The organism is Pseudomonas sp. MPR-R2A5 (assembly GCF_058793055.1).
Genome location: NZ_JBXAFK010000007.1, coordinates 119887 through 136423, shown reverse-complemented (window position 1 = coordinate 136423; position 16537 = coordinate 119887). Strand labels below are relative to the sequence as shown.

Below are 16537 nucleotides of genomic sequence, written 5' to 3'. Positions count from 1 at the left end.
GCACTCGGCGCCGGGCTCGCGCCCTCTTTACTGTTGCCTGCGGCAAGGTTGCATCATGCAGCACAGGCTGACAAGAGAGGATGAAGGCTAAGTGCTATATGTGTGTTATCGGCTGCGTGGAGGATTTCTGCAATCGGGGGGATGGGTGGTGTACAACCCTGTTTCCCCCGTCCAACAATTGCCCAAAAAAAAGCCCCGCCAAGTGGCGGGGTTGAGGTACGAGCGTGGCGCTCGGAAAACGGTGCAACCAGGCCTCCCGGGGTGAACGGGAGGCCTGTGGAGGCTTACAGCAAGATGGTACGGATGTCGTTCAACAGCTGGCTCAGGCGCTGGGTGAAGCGCGCAGCGGCCGCGCCGTTGATCACACGGTGATCGTAGGACAACGACAGTGGCAGCATCAGCTTCGGCTGGAACGCTTTACCATCCCAGACAGGCTGGATAGTGGCCTTGGACACGCCCAGGATCGCCACTTCCGGCGCGTTGACGATTGGCGTGAAGCCAGTGCCGCCAATGTGACCGAGGCTGGAGATGGTGAAGCAAGCGCCTTGCATGTCGTCGGCGGTGAGCTTTTTGTCGCGGGCCTTGGCCGCCAGCGCAGCAGCCTCGGCCGCAAGTTGCAGCAGGCTCTTCTGGTCGACGTTCTTGATGACCGGTACCAGCAGGCCATCCGGGGTGTCGACCGCAAAGCCGATATGCACGTACTTCTTGCGAATGATCGCCTTGCCGCTTGGGGCCAGCGAACTGTTGAAGTCCGGCAGCTCCTTGAGCAGGTGCGCGCAGGCCTTGAGCAGCAGTGGCAGCACGGTCAGTTTTACACCAGCCTTCTCGGCCACGGCTTTCTGCGCAACGCGGAAAGCTTCGAGGTCGGTGATGTCAGCCTGGTCGAACTGGGTCACGTGCGGGATGTTCAGCCAGCTGCGGTGCAGGCTCGACGCGCCGATCTGCATCAGGCGGGTCATCGGCACTTCTTCGGTCTCGCCGAAGCGGCTGAAGTCCACGACCGGGATCGGTGGAATGCCCGCGCCGCCAGTAGCAGTGCCGGCAGCCGGAGCTTCCTTGGCTTTCTGCATCATGGCCTTGACGTAGACCTGCACGTCTTCCTTCAGCACCCGACCGTGTGGGCCGGTGGCCGATACGGCGCTCAGCTCGACGCCGAATTCACGCGCCAGTTGGCGAACCGCCGGGCCTGCGTGGACCTTGGCACCGCTTGGCGCAGGTGCGGCAGCCGCCGGGGCCGGAGCGGCCTCGGCTTTTGCAGCAGGTGCAGGTGCAGGTGCAGGGGCGGCGGCGGCCGGAGCGGCTTCAGCCTTGGCGGCCGGGGCGGCAGCGGGTGCTGGAGCCGCAGCCGGTGCAGCGCCTTGGACTTTCAGCTTAAGGATGAAGTCGCCAGTGCCGACTTCGTCTTCCAGCTTGACCGCGATGCTTTCCACCACGCCGGCAGCCGGCGATGGGATTTCCATCGAGGCCTTGTCGGACTCCAGGGTGATCAGCGACTGGTCGGCTTCGACGGTGTCGCCGACCTTGACCAGCAGCTCGATGATCTTGGCCTTGCCCGACGAGCCGATGTCTGGAACATGAATGTCCTGGACAGTGGCGGCGGCAGGTGCAGCCGCAGCCGCCGGGGCTGCAGGAGCCTCGGCAGCCGCCGGTTTTTCAGCGGGGGCCGGTGCAGCAGCGGCAGCAGGAGCCGCTGCCGCAGGGGCCGCATCGGCGGCGCCTTCGATTTCCAGCTCCAGCAGTTCGTCGCCTTCTTTAAGGCGGTCGCCCAGCTTCACTTTCAGGCTCTTGACCACGCCGGCCTTGGGAGCAGGGATTTCCATGCTCGCCTTGTCCGATTCCAGGGTCAGGATGCTCTGGTCGGCTTCGACGGTGTCGCCGACCTTCACAAACAGCTCGATTACTTCACCTTCACCGCTGCCGATGTCAGGTACGCGAATGAGTTCGCTCACAAAAAGTCTCCTCAGCAGTCCAGTGGGTTGCGTTTTTCCGGGTTGATCCCGAACTTGACGATAGCGTCAGCCACCACCTTAGGTTCGATCTCACCACGGTCAGCCAAGGCTTCCAGGGCTGCCAACACCACGAAATGACGGTCGACTTCGAAGAAGTGACGCAGCTTCTTGCGGCTGTCACTGCGGCCGAAACCGTCGGTGCCCAGGACTTTGAATTCCTTGGACGGGACCCACTGGCGAATTTGTTCAGCAAACAGCTTCATGTAGTCGGTGGAGGCAATGACAGGGCCCTTACGGCCGGTCAGGCACTCTTCGACATAGCTCTGCGCAGGCTTCTGGCCTGGGTGCAGGCGGTTGTTGCGCTCGACGGCCAGGCCATCGCGACGCAGTTCGTTGAAGCTGGTCACGCTCCATACGTCGGCGCCGACGTTGAACTCGTCACGCAGGATCTTCGCCGCTTCACGCACTTCGCGCAGGATGGTGCCGGAGCCCATCAGTTGCACGTGGTGTGCCGCTTCCTTGGTGTCTTCTTCGAGCAAGTACATGCCCTTGATGATGCCTTCCTCCACGCCGGCCGGCATGGCTGGTTGCTGGTAGGATTCGTTCATCACGGTGATGTAGTAGAAAACGTCCTGCTGCTCTTCGGTCATCTTCTTCATGCCGTCCTGGATGATCACCGCCAGCTCATAGCCGTAGGTTGGATCAAAGGTGCGGCAGTTCGGGATGGTGGCAGCCAGGATGTGGCTGTGACCGTCTTCGTGTTGCAGGCCTTCGCCGTTCAGCGTGGTACGGCCGGCGGTACCGCCGATCAGGAAACCACGGGTACGGCTGTCGCCGGCAGCCCAGGCCAGGTCGCCGATACGCTGGAAGCCGAACATCGAGTAGAAGATGTAGAACGGCAGCATTGGCTGGTTGTGGCTGGAGTACGAAGTACCGGCAGCGATGAAGGAGCTCATGGCGCCCGCTTCGTTGATGCCTTCTTCGAGGATCTGGCCCTTCTTGTCTTCCTTGTAGAACATCACCTGGTCTTTATCGACTGGCTCGTAGAGCTGGCCGACGGAGGAGTAGATGCCCAACTGACGGAACATGCCTTCCATACCGAAGGTACGGGCTTCGTCCGGGATGATCGGCACGATACGCGAGCCGATTTCCTTGTCCTTGACCAGCTGCGCGAGGATCCGCACGAAGGCCATGGTGGTGGAGATTTCACGGTCGCCCGAGCCGTCCAGGATTGCCTTGAGGGTATCCAGTGGCGGTGTCGGGATGGTGAAGCTCTTGGCGCGGCGCTGTGGCACGAAGCCACCGAGTGCGGCACGACGCTCGCTCAGGTAGCGGGCTTCGGCGCTGTTCGGCTCCGGCTTGAAGAACGGCAGGTTTTCCAGCTCTTCGTCTTTGACGGGAATGTCGAAGCGGTCGCGGAACAACTTCAGGCTGTCGACATCGACTTTCTTGGTGTTGTGCGCAGTGTTTTTCGCTTCGCCGGCACCGGTGCCATAACCCTTGATGGTCTTGGCCAGGATGACGGTGGGTTGTTCCTTGTGGTTGACCGCTTCGTGGTACGCCGCGTAGACCTTGTACGGGTCGTGGCCGCCACGGTTGAGTTTCCAGATCTCGTCGTCGGACAGGTCTTCAACCATCGCCTTGAGTTCAGGCGTGTTGAAGAAGTGCTCACGCACGAATGCGCCGTCTTTGGCCTTGTAGTTCTGGTACTCGCCGTCGATGACTTCGTCCATGCGACGTTGCAGGATGCCGTCGACGTCCTTGGCCAGCAGTGGGTCCCAGAAACGGCCCCAGATGACTTTGGTCACGTTCCATTGGGCACCACGGAACACGCCTTCGAGTTCCTGGATGATCTTGCCGTTGCCGCGAACCGGGCCGTCGAGGCGCTGCAGGTTGCAGTTGATGACGAAGATCAGGTTGTCCAGCTTCTCGCGGCCGGCCAGGGAGATGGCACCCAGGGATTCCGGCTCGTCACACTCGCCGTCGCCCAGGAAGCACCAGACTTTCTGCTTGCCTGCCGGGATGAAGCCACGGGCTTCCAGGTACTTCATGAAACGTGCCTGGTAGATCGCCTGGATCGGGCCCAGGCCCATGGATACAGTCGGGAACTGCCAGAAATCTGGCATCAGCCACGGGTGCGGGTACGACGACAGGCCGTTACCGTCTACTTCCTGGCGGAAGTTGTTCATGTGTTCTTCGGTGATGCGGCCTTCCATGAACGCACGGGCGTAGACGCCTGGCGAGGTGTGGCCCTGGAAGTAGATCAGGTCGCCGCCGTGTTCTTCGGTCGGGGCCTGGAAGAAGTAGTTGAAGCCGATGTCATACAGGGTGGCGCTGGAAGCGAAGCTGGAGATGTGACCGCCCAGGTCAGAATCTTTCAAGTTCGTGCGCATTACCATCGCCATGGCGTTCCAACGTACCAGCGAGCGAATGCGGCGTTCCATGAACAGGTCGCCAGGCATGCGTGCTTCGTGGGTAACGGGGATGGTGTTGCGGTACGGCGTGGTGATGGCGTAGGGCAGTTGCGAGCCGCTGCGGGTCGCGAGTTCGCCCATACGGGTCATCAGGTAGTGAGCACGGTCTTCGCCTTCTTTGTCGAGAACCGATTCCAGGGCGTCCAGCCATTCCTGGGTTTCGACGGGATCGAGGTCTTGCATGGCTTGCTCCAGGGCGGAAAGGCTACCAGAATCGGTTGCCTGAAGTTTGCGACTGGCCTTGTGGGCAGACGACATAAATTCTTGGATGGCCGAAGGTTGCTTCGGCGTCCTGTAGTTTTACTACAAATCGTCGGCCATTTCAGCCTTTCGAATGTATATACGAGTAGTAAAACTACACAAGACTGAGCGGATTGCTCGGTCTGATCGGTGAGCATAATCGTTATTGTTGATCTTTTGCGAACAAGAAAAGGTAGAAGTTTAATGTTGCCTGCCAAAATTAATGTTTTTTCAGCTATTTCTAACTTTTGTTCGACAGTCCTCCATCGAGCGCGCTGCCTGCGTTCACAGCAACAAGCCGTTTACGCGCCGATCAAGGATAGACCATGAGCCTTCCAATGCTGGCCGAACTGCCGGCCATTCTCTTGCCATTTGCCAGCCGGGCCGAGCAGTCATTTCGTGACGCAGTGGCCGCGCTGGATGACGATCATGGCCTTTCTGCGTGGACGCCGCAACGGTGGGCCGATTTCGCCCGGGTGTGCGCCGCCAGTGACTTTGTGATTGAACAGAGTGTTCGTGACCCTTTGATGTTGCTGGAACTGGTGGCATGGGGCGAACTGGACCGCGGCTTTGCGCCGGGCGAGCTGTGCGGGCAGATTGCCGGTGCGGTGCAACAAGCTGAAACAGAAGATGAACTGGGCCGCGTCTTGCGTCGCCAGCGTACCCGCCAGCAAGTGCGCATCATCTGGCGCGACCTGACTCGCCAGGCCGACCTGGTGCAAACCTGCCGCGACCTTTCCGACATGGCCGACGCCAGCATCGACCAGGCCTACCAATGGCTGTACCAGCGTCACTGCGTGCAGTTCGGCACGCCGACCGGCCGGCGCAGTGGTGAGGCCCAGCAAATGGTGATCCTCGGCATGGGCAAGCTCGGTGCGGTGGAGCTGAACCTGTCATCGGATATCGACCTGATCTTCGCCTACCCCGAAGGCGGTGAGACGGTGGGCGTCAAGCGCGCCCTGGATAACCAGGAATTTTTTATCCGGCTTGGTCAAAAATTGATCAAGGCTCTCGACCCGATGACCGTCGACGGTTTTGTCTTTCGCGTCGATATGCGCCTGCGCCCCTACGGTTCGGCCGGCGCCTTGGTGCTCAGCTTCAATGCGCTGGAGCAGTACTACCAGGACCAGGGCCGCGACTGGGAACGCTACGCCATGATCAAGGCGCGGGTGGTGGCTGGCGACCAGGTGGCCGGCGCGCAACTGCTGGATATGCTGCGTCCGTTCGTCTATCGCCGTTACCTGGACTTTTCCGCCATCGAAGCGCTGCGCACCATGAAGCAGTTGATCCAGCAGGAGGTACGGCGCAAGGGCATGGCCGAAAACATCAAGCTGGGCTCGGGCGGCATCCGTGAAGTGGAGTTTATTGCCCAGGCGTTCCAGTTGATTCACGGTGGTCGCGACCTCAGCCTGCAGCAGCGGCCGTTGCTCAAGGTCCTCGGCACCCTGGAAGGCCAGGGCTACCTGCCACCGGCGGTGATCGCCGAGTTACGCAATGGCTATGAATTCCTGCGTTACACCGAACACGCGATCCAGGCGATTGCCGACCGTCAGACGCAAATGCTCCCGGACAGCCCCGAAGACCAGGCGCGCATTGCCTTTATGCTCGGGTTTTCCGATTGGGCCACCTTCCATGCGCGCTTGATGTATTGGCGTGGTCGCGTGGATTGGCATTTCCGCCAGGTGATTGCCGACCCGGATGAAGAAGAAGGCGAAGAGAGCGAATTGGTCGTCGGCGGAGAATGGCTGCCGCTGTGGGAAGAGTCCCAGGATGAAGATGCCGCCTGCCGCCAGCTCGCCGAAGGCGGTTTCAGCGACGCCCCCAAGGCCCTCAAAGCCTTGGCCGGCCTGCGCGGCAGTCCGCAACTGCGTGCCATGCAGCGCCTGGGTCGCGAGCGCCTGGATGCGTTTATCCCGCGCCTGCTGGCCCAGGCTGTCGAGCACGCCAACCCCGACCTGGTGCTGGAGCGTGTGCTGCCGCTGGTGGAGGCCGTCGCGCGGCGTTCGGCTTACCTGGTCTTGCTCACGGAAAACCCCGACGCCTTGCGCCGCCTGCTGACCCTGTGCGCCGCCAGCCCGTGGATCGCCGAGCAGATCACGCGCTTTCCGCTGCTATTGGATGAGTTGCTCAATGAAGGTCGCCTGTTCAAGCCGCCCTTGGCGCCCGAACTCGCCGCCGAACTGCGCGAGCGCCTCACGCGCATTCCCGAGGATGACTTGGAGCAGCAGATGGAAGCCTTGCGCCACTTCAAGTTGGCCCACCGCTTGCGCGTCGCCGCCTCGGAAATTGCCGGCAGCCTGCCCTTGATGAAAGTCAGCGACTACCTGACCTGGCTCGCCGAGGCCATCCTCGAACAGGTGCTGGCCCTGGCCTGGCGCCAGACCGTCGCGCGCCACGGCTCGCCGCAACGGCTGGACGGCACCCTGTGCGATCCTGGGTTCATCATTGTCGGTTATGGGAAAGTCGGCGGTATCGAACTGGGGCATGGTTCGGACCTGGACCTGGTGTTTATCCACGACGGCGACCCGCAGGCCGAAACCGACGGTGCCAAGCCGATCGACGGGGCGCAGTTCTTTACGCGCCTGGGCCAGCGGATCATCCACCTGCTGACCACCCAGACCAACTCCGGCCAACTATATGAAGTAGACATGCGCCTGCGACCGTCCGGCGCATCCGGCCTGCTGGTGAGTTCGCTTGGGGCGTTCGCGCGCTATCAGGAAAACGAAGCCTGGACCTGGGAACATCAGGCGCTGATACGTGCGCGGGTGCTGGTGGGCAGCCCGGATGTCGGCCAGGCCTTCGAGCAAGTGCGGGCCAAGGTGCTGGGGCGTGAACGGGACCTGGTGAAGCTGCGCCAGGAGGTCAGCGAGATGCGCGCCAAGATGCGTGACAACCTGGGGACCAAGTCGACGGTGGCCGGTACCGGCGCCAATGCCTTCGAACCCACGGTGGTGTTCGACCTCAAGCAGGACGCTGGAGGTATCGTGGATATTGAATTTATGGTGCAATACGCCGCTTTGGCGTGGTCTGCGCAACATCCATCGTTGCTGCGCTACACCGACAATATCCGCATTCTGGAGGGCTTGGAGCAGGTAGGGTTGATGCCTGCCGCCGATGCCCATTTGCTGCGCGAGGTGTATAAAGCCTACCGTTCCGCCGCGCACCGCCAGGCCTTGCAGAACGAGGCCGGCACGGTGACCGGGGATCAGTTCGCCGACGAACGGCGCCAGGTGATGCGAGTCTGGCAGGAGCTGGGGTTGAGCTGAAACACTATTAGGGCGGGGAGGCATAAGCCTCCCCGCATCGTTTGTGGAAACTACATGAATATTCTGATCGTTGGGCCCAGTTGGGTCGGTGACATGGTGATGGCACAGACACTGTTCCAGTGCCTGAAACAACGTCATCCCGACTGCCAAATCGATGTGCTCGCCCCTGAGTGGAGCCGGCCGATCCTCGAGCGCATGCCCGAGGTGCGCAAGGCCCTGAGCTTCCCGCTCGGCCACGGTGCCCTCGAGTTGGCGACTCGCCGTCGTATCGGCAAATCCCTGGCCGGCCAGTATGACCAGGCGATCCTGTTGCCCAATTCGATGAAGTCGGCCCTGGTGCCGTTTTTTGCCGGCATCCCGAAACGTACCGGCTGGCGCGGCGAGTTTCGCTACGGCCTGCTTAACGACGTGCGCAAGCTCGACAAGGCGCGCTACCCCCTGATGATCGAGCGTTTCATGGCACTGGCCTACGCGCCCGGCGCCGAGTTGCCGACGCCGTACCCGCGCCCGCGCCTGCGGATCGACCCAGTGACCCGCGACGCAGCCCTGGTCAAGTTCGGCCTGGCCCTTGACCGTCCGGTGCTGGCGCTGTGCCCTGGCGCCGAGTTTGGCGAGTCCAAGCGCTGGCCGTCGGAGCACTACGCCAAGGTCGCCGAGATGAAAATTCGCGAAGGCTGGCAGGTGTGGCTGTTCGGTTCGAAAAACGACCATGGGGTGGGCGAAGATATTCGCCAGCGCCTGATCCCCGGCCTGCGCGAGGAAGCGGTGAACCTCAGTGGCGACACGTCGTTGGCCGAGGCCATCGATCTGCTCTCCTGCGCGGATGCCGTGGTGTCCAACGACTCCGGGTTGATGCACGTGGCGGCGGCGCTGAATCGCCCGCTGGTGGCGGTGTATGGTTCTACGTCCCCAGGCTTTACCCCACCGTTGGCCGACCAGGTCGAAGTGGTACGCCTGGGTCTGGATTGCAGCCCGTGCTTTGAGCGCACCTGCCGTTTCGGTCACTACAACTGCCTGCGCCAGTTGCTGCCGCAGCCGGTGAGCGATGCCTTGCAGCGGTTGCAGGGCTCTGTGGTCGAGGTTCACTGAGTTGCGGGTACTGGTAATCAAGACCTCATCCCTGGGCGACGTGATCCACGCCTTGCCGGCATTGACCGACGCTGCGCGGGCGATCCCCGGTATTCAATTCGACTGGGTGGTGGAAGAAGGCTTCGCCGAAATCCCCACCTGGCATCCGGCCGTCGACAAAGTGATCCCGGTGGCGATCCGCCGCTGGCGCAAAAATATCTGGCAGACCCTCAAGAGTGGTGAATGGCGACGCTTCAAACAGCGCATCCAGTCGACCAAATACGACCTGGTGATCGATGCCCAGGGCCTGCTCAAAAGCGCCTGGCTGACCCGTTACGTGCGCGCGCCAGTGGCCGGTTTCGACAAAAACTCCGCCCGTGAACCGATTGCGGCGCGCTTCTATTCCCGGCGCCTGGCCGTGGCCCGCGGGCAGCACGCGGTGGAACGCCTGCGCCAGCTGTTTGCCGTGGCACTCGGTTACGACCTGCCCAAGGGCTTGGGCGACTACGGCCTGAGCGTCGACAAACTGCTCGGCCTGCCGCCGAAAAAACCCTTCGTATTGCTGCTGCACGGCACCACCTGGGACACCAAGCACTGGCCCGAAGCCTACTGGCGTGAGCTGGCCGAGCGCATGGGGCGCCTGGGGGTGGACGTGAAGTTACCCTGGGGCAACGCCATCGAAAAGGCGCGGGCCGAACGCCTGGCCCAGGGCCTGCAACACGCCGAAGTGCTGCCCAGGTTGAACCTGGCCGGCGTCGCCCGTGTGTTGGCCAGTGCCCGTGCCTGTGTGGCGGTCGACACCGGCCTCGGTCACCTGGCGGCCGCGCTGGATGTGCCGACCATTTCCCTGTTCGGGCCGACTAATCCCGGCCTGACCGGCGCCTATGGCAAAGGCCAGATTCACCTGGCCAGTGACTTCCCGTGCGCGCCGTGCCTGCAAAAACAATGCACCTATCAACCCACGGCCGACGACCTGCGTCGGTTCGACATCAAGCGCGAGTCGCCCCTGTGCTTCACGCGCCTGAACCCTGAGCGTGTGGCAACCCGGCTAAGCACGTTGTTATTGGCTGAGGAGCTGCACTGATGCAACTGGCTTTTGTTCTGTACAAATATTTCCCCTTCGGCGGCCTGCAACGGGATTTCATGCGCATCGCCCTGGAATGCCAGCAGCGCGGCCACCAGATCCGTGTCTACACGCTGATCTGGGAAGGCGACATCCCACCGGGCTTCGAGGTGCTGGTGGCGCCGGTCAAGGCGTTCTTCAATCATCGGCGCAACGAAAAGCTCAGCGCCTGGATGGAAGCCGACCTGGCCAAGCGCCCGGTAGACCGCCTGATCGGTTTCAACAAGATGCCCGGCCTGGATGTGTATTACGCCGCCGATGGCTGCTTTGAAGACAAGGCACAAAACCTGCGCCATTCGCTGTACCGCAGCTTCGGTCGCTACCGCCACTTTGCCGAGTACGAACGCGCGGTGTTTGCCAAGGATGCCAAGACCGAGATCCTGATGATCTCCGAAGTGCAGCAACCCTTGTTCATCAAGCATTACGACACGCCGCTGCAGCGCTTCCACCTGTTGCCACCGGGCATTGCCCAGGACCGCCGCGCACCGCCGAATGCCGCCGAGATCCGCGCAGGGTTCCGCAAGGAATTCAACCTGGCCGATGACGAACTGCTGCTGGTGCAAATTGGCTCCGGCTTCAAGACCAAGGGGGTCGACCGCAGCCTCAAGGCCCTGGCCGCACTGCCGGCAGAGCTGAAAAAACGCACGCGCCTGTTTGTAATCGGCCAGGACGACCCCAAAGTATTCCAATTGCAGAGCGCCACCCTGGGCTTGGGCGACAACGTGCAATTCCTCAAGGGGCGCAGTGATATTCCGCGTTTCCTGTTGGGCGCCGACCTGTTGATCCACCCGGCGTACAACGAAAATACCGGGACCGTGCTGCTCGAAGCCCTGGTGGCCGGGCTGCCGGTGCTGGTCTCGGCGGTGTGTGGTTATGCCCATTACATCGCCGAAGCCTACAGTGGCCTGGTGCTGGATGAGCCGTTTGAACAAGCCCAACTCAACCAGTACCTGGCGCAGATGCTCAGCGATTCTGCACAGCGCATGGCCTGGGGTCGCAACGGGTTGGCGTTCGCCGAGACGGCCGACCTCTACAGCATGCCGCAGCACGCGGCGGATGTGATTCTGGCGGAGCCAAAACGATGAAGTTGATACTTGCCGAACCGTTCAAGACCCTCTGGGCTGGGCGTGACGCCTTCGCCGAAGTCGAGAAACTGCAAGGCCAGGTATTTCGCGAGCTGGCGGCCCGTCGCACGTTGCGCACCGAGGTCGACGGCCGTCCGTATTTCGTGAAAATCCACCGTGGCATTGGCTGGGGGGAGATCTTCAAGAACCTGATCACCGCCAAGTTGCCGGTACTGGGGGCGGGCCTTGAATGGGCCGCCATCCATCGCCTGCAGGCCCTCGGCGTACCGACCATGACCGGCGTAGCCTTCGGCGAAAAAGGCAGCAACCCGGCGGACCAGCATTCGTTCATCATCACCGAAGAACTGGCACCGACCCTCAGCCTCGAAGACCTGACCGTCAACTGGGTCGCCGAACCCCCGGCACCTGCACTGCGTCATGCCCTCACCGCCGAACTGGCGCGGATGGTCGGCGACATGCACCGTGGCGGCGTGAACCATCGCGACTGCTACCTCTGCCATTTCCTGCTGGACACCGCGCAGCCGATTGACGCGCGCAACATCAAGCTTTCCGTCATCGACCTGCACCGTGCCCAACTGCGTGCCCATCTGCCGATGCGCTGGCGCGACAAGGACCTGTCGGCGTTGTATTACTCGGCGCTGGAGATTGGCCTGACGCGGCGCGACAAGCTGCGTTTTCTCAAGGGTTACTTCCGCCAGCCGCTGCGCCAGATCCTGGCTGAGCAATCGGCGTCCCTGAGCCTGATACAGCGCAAGGCCGACAAGCTGTATGCACGCAAACAACGCTACGGGGATGCGCTCTGATGGCGGGTTGGAACCTGGAACCTGCTTACGTCGCCCTGGCGGATGATTTCGGAAGCCTTGCAGCAGTGTTCGCCTTGCAAGGCGAGCGCCTGACCCGCGACCCCCTCTCGGAGGTGATCCGCGTGGAGCGCGGTGGGGTCAATTATTACGTGAAGCGCTATGTCGGGGCCGGCAAGGGCCTGCGGCGCTACCTGGGCAAGCCACGGGTGAAGTCCGAGTGGCAGAACCTCAAGCGCTTCGCCAAGTGGGGCATTCCCACCGCCGACGTGGTGGCCTGGGGCCTGGAACGCAAGGGCCTGGCCTACGCCCGGGGGGCGATGATCACCCGCGAGTTGCCCAAGACCGAAGATTTGTCAGCGCTGGCCGAGCGCAACGATGCGCGCCTCAAGGACCCCAAGTGGGTCGATGCCGTGAGTCGCCAGCTCGCCGAATACACGCGCACCATGCATGATCATCGCTTCACCCATAACGACTTGAAGTGGCGCAACCTGCTGATCGACGACCAGCAGACGCTGTATTTGATCGACTGTCCCAACGGTGATTTCTGGCGCGGTTTCTGGCTCAAGTACCGCATCACCAAGGACCTGGCCTGCCTGGATAAGGTGGCCAAATATCACCTGTCGGCCACCCAGCGCCTTCGCTTCTACATGCAATACCGCCAACGCTCGCATCTGACGGCGTCGGATAAACAGCGAATTCGCCATGTGGTGAAGTTTTTCGAGGGACGCGAATGAGTGATTTCCTGGCGGCCGACGACCGCGCTTTACTTGAGCGCAACGGCCTCGCGACTTTCGACGCCCTGTGGGCCAAGCAATTGGACGCGGTGGATGAGCCGAACACCAGCCGGGGCGGCTGGAGCAGCGTGTTTCGCCTGGAGCTCGATGGCCAGGGGTATTACCTCAAGCGCCAGAGCGACTACCTGACGCGCACCCTGCATCGCCCGTTTGGCGAGCCAAGTTTTGCCCGCGAATTTCGCAATATCAGCCGCTATCGCCAGTTGGGGATCCCGGCCCTGCAGGCAGCGTTTTTCGGCCAGCGCAAGGTCAATGGCGAGCATCGCGCGATGTTGCTGACCCGTGCCCTGGACGGCTGGAATGACCTGGAGTCATTGCTGGAGCAGTGGCCTTCACTGAGCGATGCCCAGCACCGCGCCATCCTGCAAGCCAGCGGCCAGTTGGCTCGGCGGCTGCACGGCGTTGGCCAGGTGCACGGCTGTTTTTATCCCAAGCATATTTTCCTGCAGGCGACGGGCGACGGTTACGCCGCGCAGCTGATCGACCTGGAAAAAACCCGTCCGCTGTTGTTCGGCTGGCGGGATCGGGTCAAGGACCTGGAGCCGCTGTTGCGCCGTGCACCGCAGTGGTCGGATGAGCAGGTGCGCCAACTCCTGGCGGCGTACCTCGAACAGCCTGAGGACAGCGCGCTGCTCGCCACCTGGCACCAGCGCTTGACCGCGCGGCGTAGCCACAAGGAGAACCGCTGATGCGTTTGTCCGAGTTGAAAAAAGCCGGGCGTACCCCTGGCCTGCCAATGACCCTTGACCTGGCGGACGCTGCTGGCCCTGGGCGGTTGCAACTGCTGAGCCTGTTGCGTGTGTTGCCGGGCGAGCGCTACGTCGGCGCAGCGGTCTGGCGCGGGCGTCCGGTACTGGCCAAGTTGCTGGTAGGCAGTAAGGCCGCGCGACATTTTCAGCGTGAACTCGGCGGCGTGCGCCTGCTCGCCGAACACGGCTTGACCACACCGCTGCTGCTGGCCGATGGGTTGCAGGAAGGCGAGGGCGGCTGGCTGTTGTTCGAGTTTATCGAAGGCGCTGAGAGCCTGGCGGATGCCTGGCACGCGGTCGAAGGCTTGCCGCCGCTGGCGGATGAGCAAACCGCCGTGCTGGCCGAAGCGTTGGGTGCGATTGCCCGGATGCACGCCAAAGGACTGTGGCAGGAAGACCTGCACCTGGACAACCTGCTGCGCCAGGGCGAAAAGCTGTATCTGATTGACGGTGCCGGGATTCGTGCCGAAGAGGCAGGCAAGCCGCTGTCGCGCAACCGGGTGCTGGAGAACCTCGGGGTGTTTTTCGCCCAGTTGCCGAAAAACCTCGAGCCGTTTACCGAGGAACTGCTGGTGTATTACCTGCTGGGCAATGGTGAGCACGCGTTGCCGCTCGAGGCCCTGGAGAAGCAGGTGCGCAAGGTCCGCGCCTGGCGCCTGAAGGACTATTTGAACAAGGTCGGCCGTGAATGCACGCTGTTCAGCGTGGTGCGCGGTGCCTTTGGCCTGCGTGCGATTCGGCGCGAGGAAGAGCCGGCCATGCTGCCGGTGCTGGCACAGGCTGACGCGTTGCTGGATCAAGGCCACCTGTACAAGACCGGGGGGGCGGCCAGTGTGGCCAAGGTCGAGGTGGCCGGCCGACCGCTGGTGATCAAACGCTACAACATCAAAGGCTTCACCCATTGGCTCAAGCGCTTCTGGCGCCCGAGCCGCGCCTGGCATTCCTGGCGCGAAGGCAATCGCCTGGCGTTCCTCGGCATTGCCACGCCCACGCCGCTGGCTGTATTGGAAAAGCGTTTTTTCTGGCTGCGCAGCCGGGCTTATCTGGTCACCGAGTACCTGCCGGGGCCGGACATCATCGAGCGTTTCGCACCCTATGTTGAGCACGGCGACGCGCCTGAAAACGAACTGCTGGCGCTGGACCATCTGTTCGCCGAGCTGATTCGCGAGCGCATCAGCCATGGCGATTTCAAAGGCCACAACCTGTTCTGGGATAACGATCGCTGGTCGCTGATCGACCTGGATGCGATGTGTCAGCACAGCTCTGCCGCCAGCTTCGCCCCGGCGTATGCCAAGGACCGTGCGCGGTTTATGCGCAATTGGCCCGAGAGCAGTGCGTTGTATCAGTTGATCGATCAGCGTTTGCCCAAAGGGATCGAGATTGGTGGCTCCCTGTAGCAGGGCGCGAGGGCAATATGAACGTAGATGGGCAACCCGGAAGAGCCTGAAACCTAGGATTGAATATCCCATGGCAGATGAAAAACTAATCCCTCCGCAGTTTCTGCTCTTTGACAGTGAGGCGAAGCGTGTTGCAGAAGGTGTGGCAGCGAAACCGCCAAACCTACCATCTGGCTTTGGGCTTCTGTGTTGAAACCCTTCATGAGTGTCTCCATGAGAAACATCAGCAGCGCGCCCCATCGGCATGAGCGTTTTACGACCGGGCCAGGAAAATCGTGCCTTTGACGTGCTCAAACGCAAGTTTTATTGCAGTGGAGGGCGGAGCAAGGTAGGTGAGGGTTTTGAAAATTGGGGGCTGAAAATTTTTTCTACTGCAGAAAGCGAAAAGCCCCGGTGAAACTCACCGAGGCTATAACGCCGACCGGGATCCCCCAGTCCATTTGCGGCAGATTCTATGCCCGCGATTTTAGAGTGTCAGCGCGCACCACCTGAGTAGCCGATAGGCCGTGGTCGTGCCGAGTCTACTGATGCGCTCAATAGTAAGCGCTGTTGCGCTGCCAGTGCCCAGGCCGCCGAAGGCGATGATGCCGTGCCGTCCGTGGCCGGCAAGCACATCAGCAAGGCCGGTATCCTGCTGTTCACCATTGATGCACCGTCGCATACAGCCTCAACACCACCTCCGACAACGTCGCATCTGGCTTTGGGCTTCTGTCTTGAAACCCTTCACGAGTTTCTCCCTGAGAAACATCAGTAGCGCGCCCCATCGGCATGAGCGTTTTACGACCAGGTCAGGAAAATCGTGCCTTTGACGCGCTCAAGCGCAAGTTTTATTGCCGTGGAGGGCGGAGCGAGGCGTGTCATAGTTTTGAAAATTGGGGGCTCGCGGGTGGGGTGGTTCATGAGTCGGCCGGAATCCGTGGCGCTTAGTGTGTAAACGCGCAAAAGGTCGCGAGTTCAGTGAGTCGGGCGATTTTTATCATTTAGGAATCAGCCTACGTTGCAAATCGGTGTTACTACGCTGGGGCTCCAGGTTCGTCGATGTTAGCGTGACCCGCTTCGCCAAATGACAACGGCCGATGGCTTAAAAGGAGTGGTTCGTGAGGATTGCATCGAAAGTCTTGTGGCTGGCCGCCGGGGTGGCGCTGGCCGGTTGCGGAACCATCAATACCGTTTTCCGCCCGGATGTCGTGACCAGCCAGAACCTCAAGGACTCGCGCAGCCACTGCGAAAACGTGCCGCGTATCTACAGTGGGGTGATGTACGGGTTTTGTACCCTCAATGGCGAACCCAAGCCTGAAAAAAGCCTGAACGACATCAGCCTGATCGACCACGGGCCCGGCGCCGTCCCTGTCATCGCCATCGAATTCGTGGCCTCCGGGGTGCTGGACACGCTGCTGCTGCCCTACACGATCTACCGCCAGTCCAAGGACGGCAGCATCGAGATCTTCCGTTAGCGCGCAGTGACAACCGGTCGCCACATTCCCTAGATCATCCCGCCGCATGTTTACGCTATAATCCCGCCCTTTAGCTGTTTCCTGCCCAGGCGGGAAGCACACTTTTTTCAGGCGCAACCCGCCTGCATGCAGACT

At 61.7% G+C, this 16537-nt stretch carries 11 protein-coding genes; 9 read left to right on the top strand and 2 right to left on the bottom strand.

Annotated elements, in window-relative coordinates; genetic code table 11:
- Nucleotides 1-284: 284 nt before the first annotated feature.
- Both aceF and aceE read right to left on the bottom strand, forming a co-directional pair.
- On the bottom strand, nucleotides 285-1949 hold the full coding sequence (gene aceF / locus AC1Q6I_RS08000; RefSeq protein ID WP_102623818.1) for a dihydrolipoyllysine-residue acetyltransferase: 1665 nt from the start codon (nucleotides 1947-1949) through the stop codon (nucleotides 285-287).
- A gap of 11 nt (nucleotides 1950-1960) precedes the next feature.
- Nucleotides 1961-4606 carry a pyruvate dehydrogenase (acetyl-transferring), homodimeric type gene (aceE, locus tag AC1Q6I_RS07995; protein ID WP_024073027.1) on the bottom strand — a complete coding sequence of 882 codons (2646 nt, stop codon included), beginning with the start codon at nucleotides 4604-4606 and terminating at the stop codon, nucleotides 1961-1963.
- Between the two features lie 383 nt (nucleotides 4607-4989).
- Between aceE and glnE the strand changes: the two genes are divergently transcribed.
- The 9 genes from glnE (at nucleotide 4990) to AC1Q6I_RS07950 (ending at nucleotide 16402) form a co-directional block, all read left to right on the top strand.
- Entirely contained in the window at nucleotides 4990-7929 is a 2940-nt protein-coding gene (gene glnE, locus AC1Q6I_RS07990) for a bifunctional [glutamate--ammonia ligase]-adenylyl-L-tyrosine phosphorylase/[glutamate--ammonia-ligase] adenylyltransferase (protein ID WP_102623817.1), read from the top strand.
- A 54-nt stretch (nucleotides 7930-7983) separates the two neighbouring features.
- A complete protein-coding gene (gene waaF / locus AC1Q6I_RS07985) occupies nucleotides 7984-9018 on the top strand; it encodes a lipopolysaccharide heptosyltransferase II (protein ID WP_102623816.1) in 1035 nt (344 codons plus the stop codon).
- A 1-nt stretch (nucleotide 9019) separates the two neighbouring features.
- Nucleotides 9020-10081, top strand: coding sequence for a lipopolysaccharide heptosyltransferase I (gene waaC, locus AC1Q6I_RS07980; RefSeq protein ID WP_024073030.1), 1062 nt, complete (start codon nucleotides 9020-9022; stop codon nucleotides 10079-10081).
- Nucleotides 10081-11205 (top strand): glycosyltransferase family 4 protein, encoded by a 1125-nt coding sequence (locus AC1Q6I_RS07975; protein ID WP_102623815.1) that lies wholly within the window; start codon nucleotides 10081-10083, stop codon nucleotides 11203-11205. Before waaC ends, AC1Q6I_RS07975 begins: the two co-directional genes overlap by 1 nt.
- Nucleotides 11202-12008, top strand: coding sequence for a lipopolysaccharide core heptose(I) kinase RfaP (gene rfaP / locus AC1Q6I_RS07970; protein ID WP_024073032.1), 807 nt, complete (start codon nucleotides 11202-11204; stop codon nucleotides 12006-12008). The genes AC1Q6I_RS07975 and rfaP overlap by 4 nt, the downstream gene beginning before the upstream one ends.
- Nucleotides 12008-12742 (top strand): lipopolysaccharide kinase InaA family protein, encoded by a 735-nt coding sequence (locus AC1Q6I_RS07965; protein WP_024073033.1) that lies wholly within the window; start codon nucleotides 12008-12010, stop codon nucleotides 12740-12742. The genes rfaP and AC1Q6I_RS07965 overlap by 1 nt, the downstream gene beginning before the upstream one ends.
- Nucleotides 12739-13491, top strand: a complete 753-nt coding sequence (locus tag AC1Q6I_RS07960) for a lipopolysaccharide kinase InaA family protein (RefSeq protein ID WP_102623814.1) — start codon at nucleotides 12739-12741, stop codon at nucleotides 13489-13491. Before AC1Q6I_RS07965 ends, AC1Q6I_RS07960 begins: the two co-directional genes overlap by 4 nt.
- Nucleotides 13491-14948, top strand: a complete 1458-nt coding sequence (locus AC1Q6I_RS07955) for a lipopolysaccharide kinase InaA family protein (protein ID WP_102623813.1) — start codon at nucleotides 13491-13493, stop codon at nucleotides 14946-14948. Before AC1Q6I_RS07960 ends, AC1Q6I_RS07955 begins: the two co-directional genes overlap by 1 nt.
- 1097 nt (nucleotides 14949-16045) lie before the next feature.
- Nucleotides 16046-16402 (top strand): YceK/YidQ family lipoprotein, encoded by a 357-nt coding sequence (locus AC1Q6I_RS07950; RefSeq protein WP_173903811.1) that lies wholly within the window; start codon nucleotides 16046-16048, stop codon nucleotides 16400-16402.
- Nucleotides 16403-16537 lie beyond the last annotated feature (135 nt).

Bases quoted from the DNA above. Each gene is read 5' to 3' on its own strand.
- waaF (WP_102623816.1), top strand. From the start codon at position 7,984: ATGAATATTCTGATCGTTGGGCCCAGTTGGGTCGGTGACATGGTGATG.
- AC1Q6I_RS07955 (WP_102623813.1), top strand. From the start codon at position 13,491: ATGCGTTTGTCCGAGTTGAAAAAAGCCGGGCGTACCCCTGGCCTGCCA.
- aceE (WP_024073027.1), bottom strand. From the start codon at position 4,606: ATGCAAGACCTCGATCCCGTCGAAACCCAGGAATGGCTGGACGCCCTG.
- AC1Q6I_RS07975 (WP_102623815.1), top strand. From the start codon at position 10,081: ATGCAACTGGCTTTTGTTCTGTACAAATATTTCCCCTTCGGCGGCCTG.
- AC1Q6I_RS07960 (WP_102623814.1), top strand. From the start codon at position 12,739: ATGAGTGATTTCCTGGCGGCCGACGACCGCGCTTTACTTGAGCGCAAC.
- glnE (WP_102623817.1), top strand. From the start codon at position 4,990: ATGAGCCTTCCAATGCTGGCCGAACTGCCGGCCATTCTCTTGCCATTT.
- rfaP (WP_024073032.1), top strand. From the start codon at position 11,202: ATGAAGTTGATACTTGCCGAACCGTTCAAGACCCTCTGGGCTGGGCGT.
- AC1Q6I_RS07965 (WP_024073033.1), top strand. From the start codon at position 12,008: ATGGCGGGTTGGAACCTGGAACCTGCTTACGTCGCCCTGGCGGATGAT.